The organism is Sorangium sp. So ce834, from assembly GCF_051521425.1.
Classification (GTDB): domain Bacteria; phylum Myxococcota_A; class Polyangia; order Polyangiales; family Polyangiaceae; genus Sorangium; species Sorangium cellulosum_D.
In genome coordinates this window covers 4,052,010-4,072,500 of the sequence record NZ_CP150351.1, presented here as the reverse complement: position 1 = coordinate 4,072,500, position 20,491 = coordinate 4,052,010, and the positions used below count along the sequence as shown (strand labels likewise).

General features: G+C 73.9%; 16 protein-coding genes (1 of these 16 running past the window's edge). 4 read left to right on the top strand and 12 right to left on the bottom strand.

All coding sequences use genetic code 11. The annotated features are described in order from the left end of the window. The 6 genes from WMF20_RS14880 to WMF20_RS14855 all read right to left on the bottom strand — a co-directional run. A protein-coding gene (locus WMF20_RS14880; RefSeq protein ID WP_437614194.1) for a peptidylprolyl isomerase crosses the window boundary here: on the bottom strand, window positions 1-604 show its 5' portion. 380 nt of this gene lie to the left of the window's left edge; 604 of the gene's 984 nt are visible here — the first part of the coding sequence; it begins with the start codon at window positions 602-604; its stop codon lies off the left edge, out of view. Beyond that, window positions 601-783, bottom strand: a complete 183-nt coding sequence (locus tag WMF20_RS14875) for a hypothetical protein (RefSeq protein ID WP_020735049.1) — start codon at window positions 781-783, stop codon at window positions 601-603. Before WMF20_RS14875 ends, WMF20_RS14880 begins: the two co-directional genes overlap by 4 nt. Before the next feature lie 94 nt (window positions 784-877). Next, window positions 878-1,720 carry a hypothetical protein gene (locus tag WMF20_RS14870; RefSeq protein WP_437614192.1) on the bottom strand — a complete coding sequence of 281 codons (843 nt, stop codon included), beginning with the start codon at window positions 1,718-1,720 and terminating at the stop codon, window positions 878-880. Window positions 1,721-1,730: 10 nt separating this feature from the next. Further along, window positions 1,731-2,582, bottom strand: a complete 852-nt coding sequence (gene ttcA, locus WMF20_RS14865; RefSeq protein WP_129574971.1) for a tRNA 2-thiocytidine(32) synthetase TtcA — start codon at window positions 2,580-2,582, stop codon at window positions 1,731-1,733. Window positions 2,583-2,585: 3 nt separating this feature from the next. Continuing rightward, a complete protein-coding gene (locus WMF20_RS14860) occupies window positions 2,586-4,070 on the bottom strand; it encodes a leucyl aminopeptidase (protein WP_437614190.1) in 1,485 nt (494 codons plus the stop codon). A gap of 295 nt (window positions 4,071-4,365) precedes the next feature. Beyond that, window positions 4,366-5,292, bottom strand: a complete 927-nt coding sequence (locus WMF20_RS14855) for a class I fructose-bisphosphate aldolase (RefSeq protein ID WP_437614188.1) — start codon at window positions 5,290-5,292, stop codon at window positions 4,366-4,368. A 308-nt stretch (window positions 5,293-5,600) separates the two neighbouring features. Here WMF20_RS14855 and fbp point away from each other — a divergent pair, with 308 nt between their 5' ends. Then, window positions 5,601-6,653 (top strand): class 1 fructose-bisphosphatase, encoded by a 1,053-nt coding sequence (fbp, locus tag WMF20_RS14850; RefSeq protein ID WP_437614186.1) that lies wholly within the window; start codon window positions 5,601-5,603, stop codon window positions 6,651-6,653. Between the two features lie 66 nt (window positions 6,654-6,719). Here fbp and WMF20_RS14845 read toward each other — a convergent pair whose 3' ends face one another. The 3 genes from WMF20_RS14845 to nadC all read right to left on the bottom strand — a co-directional run bounded on the left by WMF20_RS14845 (window position 6,720) and on the right by nadC (window position 9,161). Next, window positions 6,720-7,373 carry a radical SAM protein gene (locus WMF20_RS14845; protein ID WP_437614184.1) on the bottom strand — a complete coding sequence of 218 codons (654 nt, stop codon included), beginning with the start codon at window positions 7,371-7,373 and terminating at the stop codon, window positions 6,720-6,722. A gap of 118 nt (window positions 7,374-7,491) precedes the next feature. Continuing rightward, the gene (locus WMF20_RS14840) at window positions 7,492-8,313 is read right to left on the bottom strand and encodes a biotin--[acetyl-CoA-carboxylase] ligase (RefSeq protein ID WP_437614182.1); all 822 of its coding nucleotides are present in this window, start codon (window positions 8,311-8,313) and stop codon (window positions 7,492-7,494) included. Beyond that, window positions 8,310-9,161 carry a carboxylating nicotinate-nucleotide diphosphorylase gene (gene nadC / locus WMF20_RS14835; RefSeq protein ID WP_437614180.1) on the bottom strand — a complete coding sequence of 284 codons (852 nt, stop codon included), beginning with the start codon at window positions 9,159-9,161 and terminating at the stop codon, window positions 8,310-8,312. Before nadC ends, WMF20_RS14840 begins: the two co-directional genes overlap by 4 nt. Before the next feature lie 309 nt (window positions 9,162-9,470). Here nadC and WMF20_RS14830 point away from each other — a divergent pair, with 309 nt between their 5' ends. The 3 genes from WMF20_RS14830 to WMF20_RS14820 all read left to right on the top strand — a co-directional run bounded on the left by WMF20_RS14830 (window position 9,471) and on the right by WMF20_RS14820 (window position 12,796). Next, a complete protein-coding gene (locus tag WMF20_RS14830; RefSeq protein ID WP_437614178.1) occupies window positions 9,471-11,531 on the top strand; it encodes a protein kinase domain-containing protein in 2,061 nt (686 codons plus the stop codon). Window positions 11,532-11,564: 33 nt separating this feature from the next. Next, a complete protein-coding gene (locus tag WMF20_RS14825; RefSeq protein WP_437614176.1) occupies window positions 11,565-12,494 on the top strand; it encodes a hypothetical protein in 930 nt (309 codons plus the stop codon). A 98-nt stretch (window positions 12,495-12,592) separates the two neighbouring features. Further along, window positions 12,593-12,796 (top strand): hypothetical protein, encoded by a 204-nt coding sequence (locus WMF20_RS14820; RefSeq protein WP_129574962.1) that lies wholly within the window; start codon window positions 12,593-12,595, stop codon window positions 12,794-12,796. A 46-nt stretch (window positions 12,797-12,842) separates the two neighbouring features. On the opposite strand, the gene uvrA is transcribed toward WMF20_RS14820, so the two are convergent. The 3 genes from uvrA to WMF20_RS14805 form a co-directional block, all read right to left on the bottom strand. Then, window positions 12,843-18,197: an excinuclease ABC subunit UvrA gene (gene uvrA / locus WMF20_RS14815; protein WP_437614174.1), complete on the bottom strand. Its 5,355-nt coding sequence runs from the start codon at window positions 18,195-18,197 to the stop codon at window positions 12,843-12,845. 301 nt (window positions 18,198-18,498) lie between these two features. Next, window positions 18,499-19,884, bottom strand: a complete 1,386-nt coding sequence (locus WMF20_RS14810; RefSeq protein WP_437614172.1) for a collagen-like protein — start codon at window positions 19,882-19,884, stop codon at window positions 18,499-18,501. 13 nt (window positions 19,885-19,897) lie between these two features. Beyond that, a complete protein-coding gene (locus WMF20_RS14805; RefSeq protein ID WP_437614170.1) occupies window positions 19,898-20,263 on the bottom strand; it encodes a hypothetical protein in 366 nt (121 codons plus the stop codon). Between the last annotated feature and the right edge of the window lie 228 nt (window positions 20,264-20,491).

The following is a 20,491-nucleotide window of genomic DNA, read 5'->3' as shown; positions in this document are numbered from 1 at the left end:
GGATGAACGCGTCGGCGGCCGGATCGCTGGGAGCTTGCCGCGCCCCCTCGGCGGGCGGCGGCTCGGAGCTCCGGGCGACCTCGCGCGAGGACAGCACCGCCGTCCGGATCGCGTCGGCGAGCGCCCGCGCCTTGTCACGGGTGGCCTCGCCGGCGTCCGCCGAGAGCCGCACGACGGCGTGAACGGTGCGGTATCCCTCGGGTCGATCGAGGTCGAGCCAGTGCCGTTCGGTCGCCGCGCGCAGCTCGTCGTCCGTCACGGGGCCGGCGTTCTCCGCCTCCTCTTTCAGTCGGTGGAGCAGGCGGCGCGCGAGCACCGCGCTGATGTCGCGCTGCACGTCGGCGTCGCGATCGAGGCCGCGGTCTCGCGCCGCGGCGGCGAGGAGCGCGTCGCGGATCGCGGCGTCCCGGGCCTGCGCGGGCGAGATGTGCTGCGCCGCCGCGATGCGAGCCACCGATTCGACGGAGATGTCGAGCGCGCCCACGCGGGCCGCCACGTCGGCCGGGAGCGGCGGCGCCCCCCGCGCGGACGTCGACGACGCGGCCCAGGCCGCGCACGCGCACAGGCACGCGACGGCCGCGATCCCTCGGCGCCCAGGGCTCACGCGCTGCCCCCGCGGGGGCGAAGGATCTCCGTGGACGCCTTGAGCGAGAGCCCGCCGATCACCAGGAGGTAGATGGCCTTGAAATCCTGGCGATCGCCGAGCGCGTGGACACCGAAGGCGAAGGAGAACGCGGCGGCGACGAGGAGCAGAATCGCGAAGACATCGACTGCGCGGGACACGCGCGTGAGTGTAACGCGATTTGACGTGGAACCGGCGGGGATGCGGGGCCGCTGCAGGGCAGCGGCTCTCGGCGAGCGGCGGCCGGGCCGCTGCTCAGCGCAGCATCATCACGACCGCCCCCAGGACGGCGAAGACGATCAAGACCAGCAGCTGCCGGACGGCGCGGTGGGTGAGCCGCCGCGCGCCCGCCGTGTGTCGGCGGCCGCGGGCGACCGCGACGCCGGAGGCCGCGGTGATCAGGGCGACGGCGCAGACCACGGCGACGGCCTGGGCCAGGAGGGCGCGGTCCGGGTCCCGGACCCGCCACGCGAGCACGAGGATGGCGAGGCTCACCAGCGCGCCGAACGCGACGATCACGGCGGCGAGCGGGGGCAGGTGGGCCCGAGGCTGCAGGAGCAGGAGGGGGACGTCCGGGTCCGGCTCCGGCGGGCGCCGCACCTCCCAGCGGTCGCGCCAGGAAAGCGCGAAGAGGCCCCAGGCGATCCCACCGATGGCCGCCCGGACCGGGTCGAGGCGGGACGGCTGAAGGGAGGGCGCGGCGAGCAGCCACGTCAGCGTGACGAGCGCCAGAAAGACAGAGATGCCGAGGTGCCGCGCCGCCCGGCGGTGGGAGGCGGCGAGCAGCGGCGCGGCGATGCCGCACAGGAAGGCGAGCGAGGCGGCGACGCTGGCGGACACGGGCGCGCCGCGGCCGAACCCGGCAGGAGCGACCGTGATCATCCAGGCGACGACCGCCGCCAGCAACGCCTGCGGGGCGCGCCCCTCCCCGAGGCCCCGGCGCCCCGCTCCGGGCTGCGCCGGCTCGGGGCCATCCGCCGCGGACGGTCCATCGCCCCTGCGCGCCAGCGTTCCGCCGCGCTCGCCGGACGCGGACGCGCTCGCCTCCGCCTCGCGCGGAGCGCCGATCGAGATCGCGCCGGGAGCCTCCGTGCTCATGCGCGAGCCGCTAGGCCAGGTTTCTGAGCAGGTGGCCCACGGGCAGCACATCCGGCGCCGGCGCGCCGGCGCCTGCCTCGCTGCTCGCGCCCCCCTCCTCCCGGGCGACCTCGAGCCCGAGCCGCTTCCAGAGGCCCGTGTCGAAGAGGTGGCTCGGGCGCACGTTGCCGAGGGCGGCGAGCATGTTCTGCCGGGCCCCGGGGTGGCGCTCGTCGAGCTCCGCGAGCAGCCGGCTCACGGCCTTGCGCTGGAGGTTCTCCTGTGACCCGCACAGATCGCAGGGAATGATGGGGAAGCGCTCCTCCGCGGCGAACGCGGCGAGCTCGGCCTCGGCGCAGTAGATGAGCGGGCGGATCACGACGTTGTCGCCGTCGTCGGAGATGAGCTTCGGCGGCATGGACTTCAGCTGGCCGGCGAAGATCAGGTTCAACAGCAGCGTCGTCACGGCGTCGTCGCGGTGGTGGCCGAGGGCGATCTTGGAGCACCCGAGCTCGCGCGCGACGCGGTAGAGGATGCCTCGCCGCAGGCGGGAGCACAGCGAGCAGTACGTCTTGTTCTCGGGGATCTTCTCGGTGACGATCGAGTAGGTGTCCTCGGAGATCATCCGGAACTCGTGGCCGCCCGCGGCCATGTAGTCGGACAGGAGGTGCCCGGGATAGCCCGGGTGTCCCTGGTCGATGTTGACCGCGATCACGCTGAACCGGACCGGCGCGCGGCGCGCGAGGTCGACGAGGAGCGCGTGCAGCGCGTAGCTGTCCTTGCCCCCCGAGACGGCGCAGAGGATCCGATCGCCGTCGGCGATCATGTCGAAGTCGGTGATGGCGCGGCCCATGGCGCGCGCGAGCTTACGGCGGAGTTGCACGGTTCAGCCGGTGAAGCCTTCGACGAGGCGGAGGAAGGTAAGCACGCCGTGACCCGTCCCGCCCTTGGAGAAGATGCCGTAGGGCTTGCTCGCCATCGACGGGCCGGCGATGTCCACGTGGGCCCAGGGGACGTCCCCCACGAACTCGCGCAGGAACAGGGCCGCGGTGATCGCCCCGCCCCAGCGGTCGGCCGTGTGCTTGATGTCGGCCCAGTCGCTCTTCAGGCCGTCGCGGAGCTCGTCGACCAGCGGCAGCTGCCACATCGACTCGCCCGCCGCCTTCGCGGCGCCCCGCAGGCGATCCGCGAGATCCTCGCGGTTCGAGAAGAAGCCCGACACCGTGGGGCCGAGGGCCACGACGCAGGCGCCCGTGAGGGTCGCGTTGTCGACGATGAGATCCGGCTTGAGCGCGCGCGCATAGGCGAGGCAGTCGGCGAGGACGAGGCGCCCCTCGGCGTCGGTGTTGATGATCTCCACCGTCCTGCCGTCGAGGGAGCCGAAGATGTCGCCCGGCCGGTAGGCCGCGCCGTCGGGCATGTTCTCGGCCGTGCCGATGATGCCGTGGACCTCGACGCTCGGCTTGGCGGCCGCGACGGCGGCCATCAGCGCGATCACGTTCGCGGCGCCGCCCATGTCGCCCTTCATCTCTTCCATGCCCTGAGCGGGCTTGATGCAGAGGCCGCCGCTGTCGAACGTCAGCCCCTTGCCCACGAAGACCAGCTTCCCCTTCGGCTTGCCGGGAGGCGCGTAGATCATGTGGACCAGCCGGGGCTCCCGCGCGCTCCCCTGCCCCACCGCCATGATGAGCTTCATGCCCCGCTTGATCAGCGCGGCCTTGTCGAACACCGTCACCTTGAGGCCGTGCTGCTTGCCGACCTCGGCGGCGACGCGCGCGAGCGCCTCCGGATACATCTCGTTCGGCGGCTCATTGACGAGGTCGCGCGCGACGCAGATCGCCTCGCCGACCTGCTGGCCGAGCGCGACGGCGTCGCGCGCCGCCTTGCCCGGCTTGCCCTCGACGACCACGGTGCCGCGCGCGAGCCCGAACTTGGGCACGCGATCGCCCGTGAAGTAGCGGGTGAACCGGTAGGACCCGAGCACGAGGCCCTCGGCGGCAGACCGCTCCGCGCGCTCGACGCCGGGCGGCACCACGACCGCGACGCTCTCGGCGCGCACGCCGCTCGCGAAGCGCGCCCCCTTCGCCGCGAGCAGCCGGACATCGATGTCGGTGAGCTTGCCGGACCCGAGCCCGAGCAGCAGCACGCGGCCAGGCTTCAGCGCGCCGCGCGTCGTGAAATCGACGCTCTGATCCCTCTTCCCCGTGAAGTCGTCACGCTTGACCTGGTGGGCCACGGACTCGCCAAGCGCCTCCACGAGCCTCGCGAGCACGCCCTCACCCGTCGAAGCGCCTTCAGGCACGCCGATGACGAGGACGTCGACGGCGAGGCTCAGCGGGTCTGACGAGGCGAGGTTCACTTTGATCGGCATGCGGTCTCCTGAGCCCGGACGGGGGGGTGTATCCAGCGCGGCATCTAATCACGAAGGGCTAACCCCGTCGACGTGGACGATGCCGCAGGCGGTCGGCCCGAGGCGCGGGGGAGCGCGCTCCCGGGCGCGGGGGGTGCGGCGCCGCTCGGGCTTGGCGATCGGCGACCGGCAGCGACGGGCGCCACGGCGCCTCTGCGGCGGGTCGCGCGGCGCCTCCGCCGGCGGTGCCCCGCGCGGCGACGCTCACGGGGACGGCGGCCCGAGCGTCCCGCCCCGAGCGGCTGATCGATGGGCGTCAGCGCCCCGACCTGTAGATGTGGATGACGTCGGCGAGGAGCTTCAGCGCCTCGGCGCGCGGGCGCTGGAACGCGTTGCGCCCCATGATCGAGCCAAAGGACCCGCCCGCGGCCATCTCGCGCACCTCCTCCAGCACGGCGTCCGTCGCCTTGGATTCTCCGCCCGAGAAGATCACCACCCGCTTGCCGTTGAAGGTCGCCTGCACGACGTGGCGGACCCGCTCGGCGAGCGTCTGGATGGGGATTCCGTATTTTTCGTACATCTTTCTCGCCTCCTCCTGCTCGACATGAGCCGTCGGCGGCTTGACCTTGATGATGTGCGCGCCGAGCTGAGCCGCGATGGTCGCCGCGTAGGCGCAGACGTCGACGGCCGTCTCGCCCTGCTTCGACAGCCCGGCGCCGCGCGGGTAGCTCCAGACGATGACGACCAGGCCCTTGCGCCTGGCCTCGAGGGCGATCTCGCGGAGGTCCTCGTACATCCGGTTTCTCGCGCCGGACCCGGGGTAGATGGTGTAGCCGACGCCGACGCAGCCGAGGCGGAGCGCCTCGTCGACCGATCCGGTCACCGCGGACAGGGGTTGCTCCACTTTCGCCAGCGTGTCGCTGTTGTTGAGCTTCAAGATCAGCGGCACCTGCCCCGCGAACCTGGCCGCGCCCGCCTGCAACGACCCGAGCGGCGCCGCATACGCGTTGCACCCAGCGTCGATCGCGAGCTGAAAGTGGTAGTCGGGATCGTAGGCCTCGGGGTTCGGAGCGAACGATCGCACGGGGCCGTGCTCGAAGCCTTGGTCCACGGGCAGGATCACCATCTTGCCGGTGCCCGCGAGCGCGCCGTGGTTGAGCAGCCGGACGAGGTTCGTCAGCGTGCCGGGGTTCTCCGAGGCGTACCAAGAGAGGATCTGCTCTACGCGGGAGGTGAGCGCCATGAATCACTCCGTGGAGGGGTTGCTGCCGGAACGCGCGGCCGACCTGGGCGTGAGCCCGAGCCGCCCTGCCCGTGGCCCCGGGCCGAGGCCAGCGAGCGAGGGAGCCCTGGCATCGTCCGAGGACCCGAGACGAACGTATCGAGCCGAACACCCCGGTAGATCAGCGCTTGGAGGATGTTGTACGGAGCCGTCGGATACGCAATTCTCGTGGCCGCGCCGTTCGGCTCTGCGGGAGCAGTCAGCAGCAGAGGCCGCGAGCGCGAGCACGTGGCGGGGCGGCGACGTCCTTGCCATCACGCGGAGGGATCATGTCGCTCTCATCGGACCAACGGAATCTGAGCTGGAAGCCGCCCGACGCGCAGTCGCGCATCGGGATCACGCTCGAGACGTACATCCTCGAGGGAATGCTCGGGTTCCCCGCGGCGACGGGGGCGTTCACCTCCCTGCTGAACCAGTTTGGCCTGGCGGCGAAGCTCGTGACGTCGAAGGTCCGGCGCGCCGGCCTCGCCAACGTCCTCGGGTACACCGGGCAGACGAACGTGCAGGGCGAGGTCGTGCAGAAGCTCGACGAGGTCGCCAACGAGACGCTGCTCAGCGTGCTCGGACGGCGCGGGCACTGCGCCGCCGTGGTGAGCGAGGAGCTCGGCGAAATGAGGCTCCTCTCTACGGATCCGCGCGCCAAGTACATCGTCGTCGTGGACCCGCTCGACGGATCGTCGAACATCGACGTGAACATCTCGATCGGCACGATCTTCGGCGTGCTCCGCAAGAGCGACGCCAAGATGGGCGCCGACGCCTCGGATTTCCTTCGCCCCGGCCGCGATCTGGTCGCGGCCGGCTACGTGCTCTACGGGTCGTCGACGCTGCTCGTCATCACCACTGGCGTCGGCGGCGTGCACGGGTTCACGTACGATCCGACCGTCGGCGAATTTTTCCTCTCTCACGAGAACATCCGGATCCCGGAGCGCGGCTCGACCTACTCGATCAACGAGGGCCACAGCGCGCGGTGGCCCGAGGACGTGCGCCGCTGGAACACGTGGATCAAGGAGGAGAACAAGCACGAGGGGAGGCCCTACGGCGCCCGGTACGTGGGATCGCTGGTGGCGGATGCGCACCGGACGCTGCTCAAGGGCGGCATCTTCGCCTACCCCGCCGATCGAAGCGGCCAGGGCAAGCTGCGGCTGCTCTACGAGGCGAACCCGTTCGCCTTCATCTTCGAGGCCGCCGGCGGCAAGGCGAGCACGGGCTCCGATCGCATCCTCGATCGGGTGCCGAAGTCGCTCCACGAGCGCGTGCCGCTCGTCCTCGGCTCGCCCCGCGACGTCGACGACTTCGAGCAGTTCCTGCGCGGCGAGCGCTGACGCCGCGAGGGGACGCCGCCGCCCCTCCCCTCACGAGCCGAGCGTGGAGGGGGGCGGCCCCGCGGGTCAGACCCCCTGCGCGTCGGCGCCCCAGATCACCTTGTGGAGCTGGACCTGCACACGGACGCGAAGGCCGTCGTCGAGCACCCACTGGACGAGATCTCTCGGCGCGAGCTTGCCCCAGACGCACGAGGCGAGCAGCGTCACGCCGCGCGCGTCGAGGCGGCGCTCGCGGATGGTGCCCCGCATCCATTCGTAGTCCGCCCGATCGGCGAGCACGAACTTGATCTCGTCGCGCGGCGTGAGATGGTCCAGGTTCGACCAGCGGTTCCGGTGGGATTCCCCGGATCCGGGCGCCTTCAGATCCATGATCTTGTGCACGCGCGGGTCGACCCGCGACACGTCCGCCTCGCCGCTGGTCTCGACGAGGACCGTGCGGCCGGCGTCGCAGAGCTCCTTGAGGAGCGGGAGCGACCCGGGCTGGAGGAGGGGCTCCCCGCCCGTGAGCTCCACGAGCGACGTGCCGAGGGCGAGCGCGCGCTCGAGGACGTCGCTGCGGCGGAGGCGCTTGCCGCCGTAGAACGCCTGCGAGGTGTCGCACCAGGCGCAGCGCAGGTTGCACCCGGTGAGCCGGACGAAGGTGCACGGCAGCCCGGCGAACGTCGATTCGCCCTGCACGCTGGCGTAGATTTCGTGGACGACGAGGGTGTCTTCTTTCAAGGAAGCGACGCCTCCGAGGAGCCCGGGCCGGCCTCGGCGGCTCCGCGCCGCCGGCGATCCGCGATGGGGGCGCAAGCTTTGGCCGCGCCGACCGCGCAACGCAAGCGGCGCGAGGCGCTCAGCCGGTGATGACGCTGACCTCGCCCGCCGCCACCGCGCGGAGGACGCCGTCCCCTCCGCGGATCAGCAGGTGCCCCTCCGGGTCGATCCCCGCCGCGACGCCGGCCACGCCGGCGACCTCGACGCGGCGGCCGCGCAGCCAATCCATCCGGGCGAGATCCTCCGCGAAGGGCGCGAGCCTCCCCGCCTCGAACCTCGCCGCGGCGTCGCCGATCGCCTGGAGCAGCTCCGCCGCGAGGAGCTCGCGCGGGACGTCGTCGATCCCGAGCATCGCGAGCGACGTGGCCCGGCCCGAGAGCTCCGGCGGGAAGCTCGACGCGTGGACGTTCAGCCCGACGCCGACGATCACGCTGGTCACCGATTCGCCGCGCAGCTGGGCCTCGACCAGGATCCCCGCCAGCTTGCGGCCCCCGGCGAGCACGTCGTTCGGCCACTTGAGCCGCACCTCGGCGGCGGCGCCGTCGCCGCGGCGCGAACCGGGCGCGAGCCGCGCGAGCCGTTGCTCGACGACCGACGCCACGGCGAGGCCCATGACGAGGGCGATGGGGGCCACGCTGCTCGCCGGCAGGCCGGGGCGCAGCACGACCGACAGGTACAGGTTCTCCCCGGGCGGAGAGTGCCAGGCGCGCCCGCCGCGCCCGCGGCCCTGGGTCTGCGCGTCGGCGAGGAACGCCGCCCCGTGCGGGGCCCCGGCGGCCGCCGCGCTCCGGGCGTCGTCGTTCGTCGACGCCGTCTCCGGCGCGACGGCGAGCGGCCTCCCGATCGGCGCGCCGAGGCGCGCGAGCTCGCGCTCGATGGCCCCGGCGTCGAGCCGCCTCACAGCGAGAGATCCAGCGCGATGTCGGCCGAGCGCGCCGAGTGCGTCAGCGCCCCGACGCTGATGATGTCGATGCCCGCCGCGGCGAGCTCGGGGATGCGCTCCAGCGTGATCCCGCCGGAGACCTCGAGGAGAGGCCGGCCGTGCTGCGCCGACCGGACGCGCGCGGACGCCGTCTTGACGTCGGCCAGCGTGAAGTTGTCGAGCATGATGATGTCCGCGCCGGCAGAGAGCGCCTCGTCGAGCTCGCGGAGCGAGGCGACCTCGACCTCGATCTTCGTCGTGTGCGGGGCGCGCGCCCGCGCGCGGGCGATGGCGGTGGCGATACCGCCCGCCGCGACGATGTGGTTGTCCTTGATGAGCACGGCGCTCCCGAGGCTGTCGCGGTGGTTGTGCGCGCCTCCGACGCGCACCGCGTAGCGCTCCAGCGCGCGCAGGCCGGGCGTCGTCTTGCGGGTGTCGGTGATGCGCACGCCGGACCCCTGCGGGATCGCCGCGGCGTAGCGGCGCGCCTCGGAGGCGACGCCGCTCATGCGCTGCGCGAAGTTGAGCGCGGTGCGCTCCGCGCTGAGGAGCGTGCGCGCGAGGCCGCGCACCGTCCAGAGCACGGCGCCGGTGTCGACCGCGGTGCCGTCCGCGATCAGCACCTCGCCCTCGACCTGCGGATCCAGTCGCTGAAAGACGCGGTGAAACACGTCCCCGCCGCAAACGACGAGCGGCTTGCGCGCCACCGCCTTCGCGGTCGCGCGCGCTGAAGCCTCGACACAGGCCTCGGTGGTGAGATCGCCTCCCGCGAGATCTTCTTCCAGAGCGCGATCGATCAGGGCATCGAGCAACGGCGCAGCCAGCACAGGCATCTCCTCAAGCGCCGCAACCCCGGCGGCGCCCCCAGGTATACTCGTTCCCGCACGCGCGCATCAGCGCCGTAGCACCTACCCGAGGCGGGCGACGCAGCGCGTTATCAAGAGTCGTGCCAGGGCGTGCGAGCTCGGCGGCGAGGCTGCCCGGGACGGGAGCCCGGCGGCGCGGAGGGGGTCCGCGGGGCCGAAAAGCGGTGCGGATCGCGACCTTCGCGACGCTGTGTCGCACAAATGGGGCTGACGTTCGTCTACCAGCCTGTGAGACTCTCCGAGCAACTCCAGCGCCCTCAACGGAGATCGATGCGTCCGCAGGCAGGCCAGGTCATCCACAACAAGTACCGACTCGTGCGCCTCATCGGCGACGGCGGCATGGGGAGCGTCTACGAAGCCCGCCACGAGGTGCTGGGGACGACGGTCGCCCTCAAGTTTCTCCACCCCGAGCTGTCTCGCCGCTCCGGCCTGGTGCAGCGCTTCCTGCAAGAGGCGCGCGTCTCCGCGCAGATCCAGAGCGCGCACGTGGTCCGCGTCGTCGACGTCGACCAGACCGCCGGCGGCCTGGCGTTCATCGTGATGGAGTACCTGGAGGGGAAGACGCTCCAGACGCTGTACGAGGAGCTCTACCGGGCCGGCATCCGGCTCGCCTACGCCGACGCCCTCGAGTACGCGATGCAGATGCTCGAGGGCGTCGAGGCCGCCCATCGCGCGGGCGTGGTCCACCGGGACCTCAAGCCGGACAACGTCATCATCACGAGGACGGCCAAGGGAGAGCCCCTCATCAAGCTGCTCGACTTCGGCATCGCCAAGCTGAAGGTCACGGGGGAGCTCGATCGCGGGCTCACGCGACCGGGCGTGATCATGGGCACCCCCGAGTACATGGCGCCCGAGCAGGCCTACTCGGCGGACTCCGTCGACGCGCGCGCGGACATCTTCTCGCTGGGCGTCATCATCTTCGAGATGCTGGCCGGCCGCCGGCCGGTCGGCGGCGACGAGCCCCAGCAGATCGCGGGCGCCTACCTGTCGGGCCAGATCTCGCGGCTCTCGGATCTGGCGCCGGAGCTCGCGCCGGGCCTCTGCGCCGCCGTCCACCGCGCGATGGCGGCCTCGCCGGCCGACCGGTTCGCGACCACCGCCGAGCTCCGCGGCGCCCTCGAGCCGTTCGCCCACGCCGCCCGCGCCCCCTCGGCGCTCACCCCCTCGCCCTCCGAGGTCAGCGTGGCGCGGTCGTCCGGGCCCGCCCTGCCGGCAGCCCTCGCCGCGCCCGCGATGCACGCGGCCTCCGCGGCGGCGCCGGCAGCCAACGCGATGGGCGACGGTCGCACGAGCTCCGTCCCCAAGACGATCCCGCCCGAGAACGGCGGCGCGCAGCACGCGGCGAGCGGCCCCCCGGGCGCGCTCGGGCCCGCGACGCCCCTGGGCGGCTTCGCCTCGGACGCGCGGGGTCCCTCGGCGTCGACGCCGGGAGCGCCAGGGTTCACGCCCAGGCCAGAGCCCTCCTCGGGCCCGTACTTCGCTCAGGGCGGCTATCCCCCGGTCGGCCAGCCGGCGACCGTGAGCGCCGCGCCCTACATGCCCCCGCAAGGGGTGCCCGGGGTGCCGGCGACGAGCTACGAGCCCGGGCCGTTCGATGTGGCGCCTCGCCCAGGAGGCACCGCGGTCGGCAACGTGCCCTTCATGGACCGGAGCTCGGCCGGCGCGTTCAACGGAGCTCCGGCGCCCGGCTACGGCGGCGCCTACGGGGGCGGCGCGCAGGGGTACGTCCCTGGGACGGCGCCGATGGATCCGCTGCCCAGGGCCTCGCACGCCTCCTCGGCGCACGGGGCGAAGCAGCCCGCGCGGCGCGGGACCTCGCTGTTCACCATCCTGCTGCTCGCCACGGGGATCACCGGGGCCGTCGTGGGCGGCGTCTACATCGCCAGCGAGCTCGGTCGGAGCGAGCAGGCCGACGTGGCGCCGGCCATGCCGACGTTCCAGCCGACCGCGACGGTGCCGTCGGAGCCGACCACCCCCGCGACGACGGCGCCCCCCGCCGTGACGCCGCCCCCGGTCGAGCCGCCGCCGGTGGTCGCCAAGCCCCAGCCCCGGCCGACGTCGACCTCGACCTCGAAGCCGCCGGCGACGCCGAGCGCGACGGGGACGCAGCCGGCGCCGACGACACGCCCGAGCGGGACGTCGATCCTCCCCAACCTGCCGCCGATCGTCATCCCGTCGACGTTCCCGTTCCCGTTCCCCGCGCCGACCGGCGCGCAGCCGCCGGCCAACCCCCAGCCCACCCCGAACACGACGACCCCGGCGCCGACGACGCCGCCCACCACGCCGTCCAGCAAGCCGCCACGGCGCGTGATCATCGTACCGAACAACTGACTCGCCCGGCGCAGGCGGTAGGATGCGATCTCGATGAGCAATCAGAATAGCGGTCCGCCGCCCGGATGGCCTGCGCCCCCGAGCGGCATGTACGGCCCTGGCAAGACCGTGCCCGGCGAGCCTCCGCTCGCAGGGCTCAACTCGCCTCAGGGCGCCTTCCCCGTGCCGCCAGGCACCGCGCCGCACGATCCAGGGTCCGCGGGCGGAGCCGTCCCGCGGACGATCGTCGAGGGCGGAGGCAACAGCGCGCCTCCGCCCGGCGCGCCGGCCCCTTACGGATCGCCGGCAGGCGCGTACGGCGCGCCGCCGGCCGGCGCGCCCGGCCCGTACGGCCCCGGCGCAACCGCGACTTACGGCGGCCCTCCCGGACCAGGGGGCGCCTACGGGCAGCCGCCCCCGCCTCCCGCGAGCCCGTACGGCGGCTCGCCGTTCGGGGCTCCGAGCGGGGCCGCCGGCGCGCCGGGGTTTCACGGCGGCGCTCCGGCGCTGCCGGGCAGCGGCGGGCCGTACGCGGCGCCGATCCCCGCGCGGCCTCGCCCGAAGAGCTCCGGCCCGACGCTCGCGCTGATCGGGCTCGCCGCCTTCGTGGTCATCGGGGGGATCACGACCACCCTCTTCGTGATGCGCAGCGGAAGCTCGTCCGACGACGCGACGGCGCTGCCGCCGATCGACGCGCCCCCGGCGCCGGCGTCGGTCGCCGGCGATCCAACGCCGCCGCCGCCCCCGGCCGCGACCACGACGCCCGAGCCGCCCCCGCCGGAGCCGGTCCCCGTCCCCGCGGCGGCCCCGAAACCGCCGCCGAAAGCGCAGCCCAAGCCGGCGAACCCGACCACCACGCCGACGATCCCGTCGACGACCGCTCAGCCGACGGTCCCGACGACGCCCAGCGCGACGACCCCGACGACCACCCCGTCCGCATCCTCGACGGGCCGGAAGAAGATCATCCTGCCCGGCAGGAATTGAGCGGATTTCCGCGGCCCGCCGCGCCGCCGCGGGCGCAATCCGAAGCTCTCGCCCGAGTCCGCTTGACAAGGCGGTCAGGGTGATCAGCTTCCGACCTCATGAGCAAATCCGGGATCGCCGCAGTTCTGTCCTTCCTCATTCCGGGCGTTGGGCAGCTCTACAACGGCGCGTTTCTGCGCTGCATCTTCTGGCTGATCGTCACCCCCGGCCTGTGGATCGGCACGGGCGGGTGGCTCGGCTGGGTCTGCCACCTGATCTCGGCCTACACCGCGTACCAGTACGCGAAGCGCTCGGGCGGCTGAGCCGCGACCCGCGAGGCGGCGCGCCGGGGCGAGCCGGCGCGCCCGCTCACGTCGCCTTCGCGAAGATCCTCTTCAGCACCTCGCCCGTCGCCGTCGGCTGACGCGCCAGCTCGCGCGGGGTGCCCTCGGCGACGATGCGCCCCCCGCCGGCGCCGCCCTCCGGGCCCAGCTCGACCACGTGATCCGCGCAAGCGATGACCGCCGGATGGTGCTCGATGATCACCAGCGTGTCGCCGCGCTCGACCAGGCGGTCGAGCACGCGGACGAGGCGCGTCACGTCCGCGAGGTGCAGGCCGGTCGTGGGCTCGTCGAGGACGTAGAGCGTCGGCTTGGGCCGCGCGCCGGCCGTCAGCTCCGCCGCGAGCTTGAGCCGCTGGGCCTCGCCGCCCGAGAGCGTGTGCGAGCCCTGGCCGATGTGGAGGTAGCCCACGCCGAGATCGCACATGGTCGAGAGCGGCGCGCGGATCCGCGGGTGCGCCGCGAAGACCTCGACCGCCTCCTCGGCGGTGAGATCGAGGACATCGCCGACGGACAGGCCGAGGTAGCGCACGTCGAGCGTCGCCGGCTCGAAGCGCGCGCCGCCGCACGCCTCGCACGGCGTGGTCACGTCGGGCAGGAACGACATCTCGTGCGCGATGACGCCCTGCCCCTCGCACGCGGGGCACCGCCCGCCCGAGGCCGTGTTGAACGAGAACCGCGCGGGGCCGTAGCCGCGCACCTGCGCGTCGGGACAGGCGGCGTAGAGCTTGCGGACCTCGTCCCAGACGCCCAGGAACGTCGCCGGGATCGAGCGCGGCGTCCGGCCGATGGGCGACTGGTCGACGGCCACCGCCCGCAGGATGCTCTTCGGCAGCCGCAGCGCCTTGTGCGGGCCCGGCTCGGGCGCCTCGAGCTTCAGCGCGCGGCGCGCGGCGGGGTAGAGCACCTTCTGGATCAGCGTGCTCTTCCCGGAGCCGGACACGCCGGCGACCACCGTCATCCGGCCCGCGGGGATCCGGAGCGCGTCGCCCTGGAGGTTGTGCGCGCGGGCGCCGAGGAGCTCGATGTGCTCGCGCGACGGCGGGCGCGCCGGGCGCGCGCTGAGCAGGGCGTCCTCGCCGGCGAGCGCGCGCGCGGTCGGCGAGTCGGGGTTCGCGAGCACCTCGCGCGACGGCCCCGCCGCGACGATCCTGCCGCCCTTGCGGCCGCCCGACGGGCCGAGGTCGATCAGGTGGTCCGCGGCGCGGATCGTGTCGGCGTCGTGCTCCACCATGAGCACGGTGCTCCCCATGGCGGCGAGCCGACGCAGGTTGGAGAGCAGCCGATCGGTGTCGCGCGGGTGGAGGCCGATCGTCGGCTCGTCGAGCACGTACAGCGCCCCGGTGAGGCCGCTGCCGAGCTGCGCCGCGAGCCGCAGGCGCTGCATCTCGCCGCCCGAGAGGGTCGACGCGCGCCGATCGAGCGTGAGGTAGCCGAGGCCCACCTCGCAGACGAAGTCGAGCCGGCGGCAGAGCTCCTTGTGCGGCGCCTCGGCGATCAGCGCGCGATCGCCCGTGAAGCGCAGGCCCCTCGCCCAGGCGGCGGCCGCCGCCACCGACCGGCCCGACGCCTGGTGGTAACGCTCGCCGGCGAGCCGGACGGCCCGGGGGATCGGCGCGAGGCGCGAGCCGCCGCACGCCTCGCACGGATCGGGCGTCGCGAGCGCGTCGTCGTCGAAGTCCGAGGCGCCGGTCCCCTCGCACGCCTCGCAGCGGCCCTGCTTCGTGTTGAACGAGAACCAGCGGGGATCGAGCTCCGGGACGCCGACGCCGCAGCGCGGGCAGGTGCGCGTGGTGGAGAGCAGCTGCTCGCCGCCGCGGCCGCCGGCGAGCTTCACCGCGCCCCGCCCGAACGCGAGGGCGCGATCGAAGAGCGCGCGATCGAGGGCGTCCATGCGCCCCTCGTAGATCACGAGGTCGATCGAGTGCTCCCGGCGCTTGTCGAGGCGGGGAGGGCTGTCGGTCGCGCACGGCTCGCCGTCGGCGAGCGCGCGGGTGATGCCGGCGCGGGCGGCCGCGGTGAAGACGTCGAGGTACGTCCCCTTGCGCGCCACGACCGCGGGGGCGAGCAGCGTCCGCGCGCCGCGCGTCGCGAGCAGCGAACGATAGACCTCGTCCGGCGAGCGCGCCTCGATCGGCACGTCGCAGTCCGGGCAGCGCGCCTCGCCGACCTTGGCGTAGAGCAGCCGCAGGTAGTGCGCGATCTCGGTCACGGTCGCGACGGTGGAGTTGGCGCCGGAGCGCGTGGTGCGCTGCTCGAGCGCGATCGACGGGGGTACGCCGGTGACGCGATCGACGTCCGGCCGCGGCAGCGTCGGGAGGAACTGGCGCGCGTAGGGGGTCAAGGTCTCGAGGAAGCGCCGCTGGCCCTCGGCGAAGACCACGTCGAACGCCAGCGTGCTCTTGCCGGAGCCGCTCGGGCCGGTCACGACGACGAGCTCGCCGTGCGGGATCACCGTCGAGACCTCGGCGAGGTTGTGCTCGCGGGCGCCCTCCACCTCGATGCGCCGCCGGTCGAGCGACGCGCGCGCCGCGCCGTTGCCGTTGCGCTTGCCGGATTTCGGGGCGGCGGCGGGCGCCGCGGCCTTGGCGCCGCGCCGCGGCCTCGGCGACGCGCCGTCGCCCCGCAGCGCGAACCACTCGGCCAGCGCGCCGCCGGTCCGCGTCGCCGTCCTGGCCACCGCCTCGGGCGTCCCCTCCGCGACCACGCTCCCGCCCTCGCTGCCCGCGCCCGGCCCGAGATCGATGACCCAGTCGGCCGCCGCGACGACGTCGAGGTCGTGGTCGACCACGATCACGGAGGCGCCCTCGGCCACGAGCACCGAGAGCGAAGCGTTGAGGTGCTTCACCTCCTCCGGGTGCAAGCCGGCGCTCGGCTCGTCGAGGAGGAAGAGCGCGCCCGCGCACGGCTCGCCCAGCGCGCGCGCGATCTTGAGCCGCTGCGCCTCGCCGCCGGAGAGCGTCGAGAGCGGCTGGCCGAGCGTGAGGTAGCCGAGGCCGAGCTGCTTGAGCGGCGCGAGCGCCCGCCGGATCGCGGGCTCCCGCTCGAAGGCCGCGAACGCCTCCTCGATCGAGAGATCGAGCACGTCGGCGACCGAGCGGCCGTCGAGCTTCACCTCGAGCACCTCGTCGCGGAAGCGCTTGCCCTTGCAGGTCGGGCAGGTCAGCGACACGTCGGCCAAGAACTGCATCTCGATCGTCTCGCTCCCCTCGCCGGCGCACGCCTCGCAGCGCCCGAGCGCGACGTTGAACGAGAAGTGGCCGGGCCCGAGATCCCGCGCCGCCGCCTCGGGCTGCTCGGCGAAGAGCGCGCGGACGCGGTTCCACGCGCCGGTGTAGGTCGCGGGGTTGCCCCGCGAGGTGCGCCCGAGCGGCGCCTGATCGACGAGCGTGACGGTGCGGATGTCGGCCGTGCCCTCGATGCGCCGGTACAGGCCCGGCGCATCGATGTCCTTGTAGCCGCGGGCCCTCGCGATGTGCCGGTAGAGCACGTCGTTCACCAGCGTGCTCTTGCCCGACCCGCTCGGCCCCGTGATCGCCACCACGACGCCGAGCGGGACGTCGACGGAGACGTCGCGCAGGTTGTTCTCGCGCGCGCCGTGGATCGTGATCTTGCCGCTCGGCGACCTTCGCTCCGCGGGCGCCGCGGGCAGCGGCCTCTGCGCGGCGAGCCCCTCGGGGGGCCCGTCGAAGGTGACGCGCCCGCCCTGCTTGCCCGCGCCGGGGCCGAGCTCGACGACGCGATCGCTCGCCCGGATGACGAGCGGCTCGTGCTCGATGACGAGCACGGCGTTGCCGCGGTCGGCGAGCTCGCGCATGGCCGCGATGAGCGGCGGGATGTCCGTCGGATGCAGCCCGACGGTCGGCTCGTCGAGCACGAAGAGCGCGCCCGTCAGCGACGTGCCGAGCGCCGCGGTGAGCGCGACGCGCTGCGCCTCGCCGCCCGAGAGCGTGCGCGCCTGGCGGGAGAGCGAGAGGTAGCCGAGCCCGACGCGCTCGAGGTAGCCGAGCCGCGCGATGAGCTCGCGGCGCGCCATCTCCCCCTGGCCCGTCTGGGGGCGCTCGGCCTCGAGCCGCGCGCGCGCCTCGCGGAGCTCGAGCTCGTGCCACGCGGCGAGATCGAGGCCGCCGACGCGGTAGAGGAGCGACTCGGGCGAGAGCCGCTTGCCGTGGCACGCGCCGCACACGTCGTAGGTGCGGTAGCGCGCGAGCAGCACGCGGACGTGCATCTTGTAGGTGCGCGTCTCGAGCCAGCGGAACCAGGCCTTCACGCCGGGGTACTTGCCCTGGCTCCACGTGCCCTCGCCCTCGAGCACGAGCGCGCGCTGCGCCTCGGAGAGGTCGCGCCACGGCCGGTCGGTGCGGATCCCGTTCCGCTCGCAGAAGGCGCGGAGCACCTTCCGCTCCCACGTGGTGGAGCGGCCGTTCCAGGGGCGGATCGCGCCGCCCGCGATCGATTTCGACGGGTCCGGGATCACCTTGTCGTAGTCGATGCCGAGGGTGCGGCCGAAGCCGCGGCACGAGGGGCACGCGCCGGTCGGCGACTGGTACGAGAAGAGCCCCGGGCGCGGCGGATCGAAGGCGCGCGCGCACGAGGGGCAGGCGAGCCCGCGCACGAGCCGGAGCCGCGTCGACCCCGCCCCGTTGCCGCCCGGCTCCTCGGCCTTGCGCTGCAGGTGGAGCGACGCGTCGCCTCCGCCGCCCTTCCACGCCTCCTCGATGGCGGCGCCGAGGCGCCGGCGCTCCCGCGGGGCGACTCGGACGCGATCGACGATGACCTCGACCTTGTCGGTGCCGCTCATCGCCTCGGAGGGCGCCACGCCGTCGAGATCGCGCGCCTCGCCGCGGACGAGCAGGCGCCGGTAGCCGGCGGCGAGCAGCGACTCGCGCACGTCGAGGAACCGCTCGGTCCCCGCGACGGCGATCGGGTACGTGACGAGCGCGGTCGCGCCCTCGTGCTCGCTCGCGGCGAGCTCGGCCGCCCGCACCGGGTCGGTCCGCGCGGCCGGCGCCTCGCAGGACGGGCAGACGGGCACCGCCTCGCGCGCGAAGAGCGCGCAGAAGTACGGCTCGAGATCGGCCATCGTGGCGACGGTCGACCGCGAGCTCTTGACCGGCGCGCGGCGGTCGACGGCGACGCCGGCCGCCACGGGCTCGAGCGCGTCGATCGGCGGCCGCTCGAGCCGCTCGAGGAACTGGCGAGCGTACGGGCTGAAGCTCTCGACGAACCGGCGCTGCCCCTCGGAGTAGAGCGTGTCGAGCGCGAGCGAGGACTTGCCGGCGCCGGACACGCCGGCGATGGCCACGAGCTCGCCGGGCCGGAAGTCGAGGTCGATGCCCTGGAGGTTGTGCGTGCGGGCGCCGCGGAGACAGATGGATTGCATAGAGGCGCGGATGGGTGGGCCCCGCGGGGGTGGCGTCCCGGGTGGACAGGCCCGCGTGAAACCGCGAGTGTTTAGCCCCCTTTCCGCCCATCGTCGCGGACGATCGTACGTGACGGCGCGCAGAGCACGCGCCTCGGGGCATTGCGCCCTTCGGCGCGGGATTCTCGCGTTCGTGTCGAGGCGCGCGGAGGGAGCGCGCGTGCTCCGAGCTGCCCCCGTCTGCCCGTGCGTCCGTCGCGACCGACGGACTCAGCGGCTGGCCGCGCTGGACTCAGCAACTAGCCGCGGGCGGACCCAGCGGCTAACCGCCGTTGACGAGGATGAGCGAGAGGTAGCCGTAGTCGTTGCTGGTCCAGTTCGGGCTCAACGTTTGGCCGCACATCCCGATGTTGTACGTGCCCGGGCTGAGGCCGGTGATGACGGCGTTGACCCCGAAGGGCACGCGCGTGCCTGCGGGGACCCGGCCTCCGGTCATCCCGAGACCGACCGCCTTCGGCGCCTCGAACACCGGGCCGGACGGCTCGGAGCGAACCCGCTGGTAGCACATGAACAGGCTGAGGCTGTTCGCTGGCTGGGTGCCCGATCCCAGGTACCGATGCGCCGTCGCGTAGATCGACTGGCTCGCCGACGAGACCTCCACCGAGCCCGTCGGGCCGAAGAAGTCGACGCCCGCTCCCACCGGGAGCGTGACGTGGTCGCCCGCGCCGCTGACCATCAGCGAGAGCACGACCCCCTGGGGCCCGGTCGGCCCGACGGGGCCCGTGAAGCCGCGGGGCCCCTCAGGCCCGATGGGGCCCTCGGGACCGGCCGGGCCCATCGGCCCTTGGGGGCCCGTCGGACCGATCGGCCCCTCCGGGCCGATCGGACCTATCGGACCTATCGGACCTATCGGACCTTGGGGGCCCACCGGACCGATCGGGCCAATCGGCCCCTGCGGGCCCATGGGGCCGACCGGGCCCTCCGGCCCGATCGGGCCCACCGCTCCCGCAGGCCCGACCGGGCCTTCGGGGCCTCTGGGGCCGGCCGGCCCTTGCGGCCCCGTGGGGCCTTCCGGCCCCGTTGCGCCCGTCGGCCCCGCCGGCCCCGTCGGCCCTTCCGGGCCCGTCGCGCCGGTCGGCCCGGTGGGGCCCGGCGGCCCTTCCGGGCCTTCGAGCCCTGCCGGCGAGCCGACCCACTCGCCGTCCTCGTTGATCACCTGGCCGCCGTTCACGGAGACCCCGCTCGCGTCGATCACCACCGTGCTGCCGTTCGCGGTGTTCACCGTGACCGAGGTCGGCGTGATGTCGCCGTTCACGTTCCCGGCGAGGAGCGCGTAGGGCACGCTCGCGACCGTCGCGCGCGGCTTCAGCTCGACGTCGTCGCCGACCGTGATGCCGAGGTACCGCTCGGCGCCGTCGAAGATCGCGCCCTGGAACGGCGTGATCGAGCCGAGGCGCACCGAGAAGAAGCCGTCCTCGAACGTGATCGCGTGGACCTCGCTCCAGATGGGCGTCGACGCGTCGCGCGCGTCGTACAGGGCGAAGACGACATCGATCGTCTCGTTGATCGGCGCGTCGCGATCGTCGAAGAGCCGGCCCTGATGGGTGATGGTCGCCGGCACCGCCGCGGCCGCGGTCCCTGCGCCCGCGAGAGCGCCCGCCGCCAGGGCGGCGGCCGTCATGCGCCGCGCGATCCTCGATGTCCTCATCGCCACATCCTCGTCATGGCAAGCTCCCGTTGGCTCCGAGGAGCCCACCCTGCATCCGCACCTTGGGCGAGGCCGACGTCCCCTGGTTCTGCGTCGGCTGGCCGAGCGTGAACACCATCCGGTAGCGGGAGCTCCTCGCGACCTCGCCGGCGGTCACCGTCTCGGTCGCCTCCACGCCCGTCTCGGCGGGCGCGCTCCCGCCCTGCCCTTCGCCGCCGTGGCCACCGCCGCCGACGCCGCCCTCCCCGCCGCTGCCCGCGCTCGCGCCCTGACCGCCGTCGCCCCCGACCCCGGCGCCGCTCGCGGCGTACGGCGCGTCGACCATCGAATCGGCGGCGCAGCTGCAGCTGCACGCGGGGGCCACCGCAGAGAGCGCCACCAGCGCTCCGAGCCAGGCGGAAAAGCCCCGTCCGCGATTCACTCCGTCCTCCGGTCCGACAGCACGTCGCGCTCGATGCATCCCATTGGACGAGCAGCGGCGCTCGGCGTCAAGCGACCGCACCGCGGCCGCGCGGCACAGGAGCGACGGCACGGCGCGGCGCCGCGGGCGCGCACGGCCCCCCACAGGGGCCGCGCCGCCCCGGCGCGCCGGCGCGAGCCGCCAAGA

Coding starts and splice junctions, on each gene's coding strand:
- WMF20_RS14825 (WP_437614176.1), top strand. CDS start 11,565: ATGAGCAATCAGAATAGCGGTCCGCCGCCCGGATGGCCTGCGCCCCCG.
- WMF20_RS14860 (WP_437614190.1), bottom strand. CDS start 4,070: ATGCCGATCAAAGTGAACCTCGCCTCGTCAGACCCGCTGAGCCTCGCC.
- WMF20_RS14810 (WP_437614172.1), bottom strand. CDS start 19,884: ATGAGGACATCGAGGATCGCGCGGCGCATGACGGCCGCCGCCCTGGCG.
- WMF20_RS14870 (WP_437614192.1), bottom strand. CDS start 1,720: ATGAGCACGGAGGCTCCCGGCGCGATCTCGATCGGCGCTCCGCGCGAG.
- uvrA (WP_437614174.1), bottom strand. CDS start 18,197: ATGCAATCCATCTGTCTCCGCGGCGCCCGCACGCACAACCTCCAGGGC.
- fbp (WP_437614186.1), top strand. CDS start 5,601: ATGTCGCTCTCATCGGACCAACGGAATCTGAGCTGGAAGCCGCCCGAC.
- WMF20_RS14830 (WP_437614178.1), top strand. CDS start 9,471: ATGCGTCCGCAGGCAGGCCAGGTCATCCACAACAAGTACCGACTCGTG.
- WMF20_RS14855 (WP_437614188.1), bottom strand. CDS start 5,292: ATGGCGCTCACCTCCCGCGTAGAGCAGATCCTCTCTTGGTACGCCTCG.
- WMF20_RS14820 (WP_129574962.1), top strand. CDS start 12,593: ATGAGCAAATCCGGGATCGCCGCAGTTCTGTCCTTCCTCATTCCGGGC.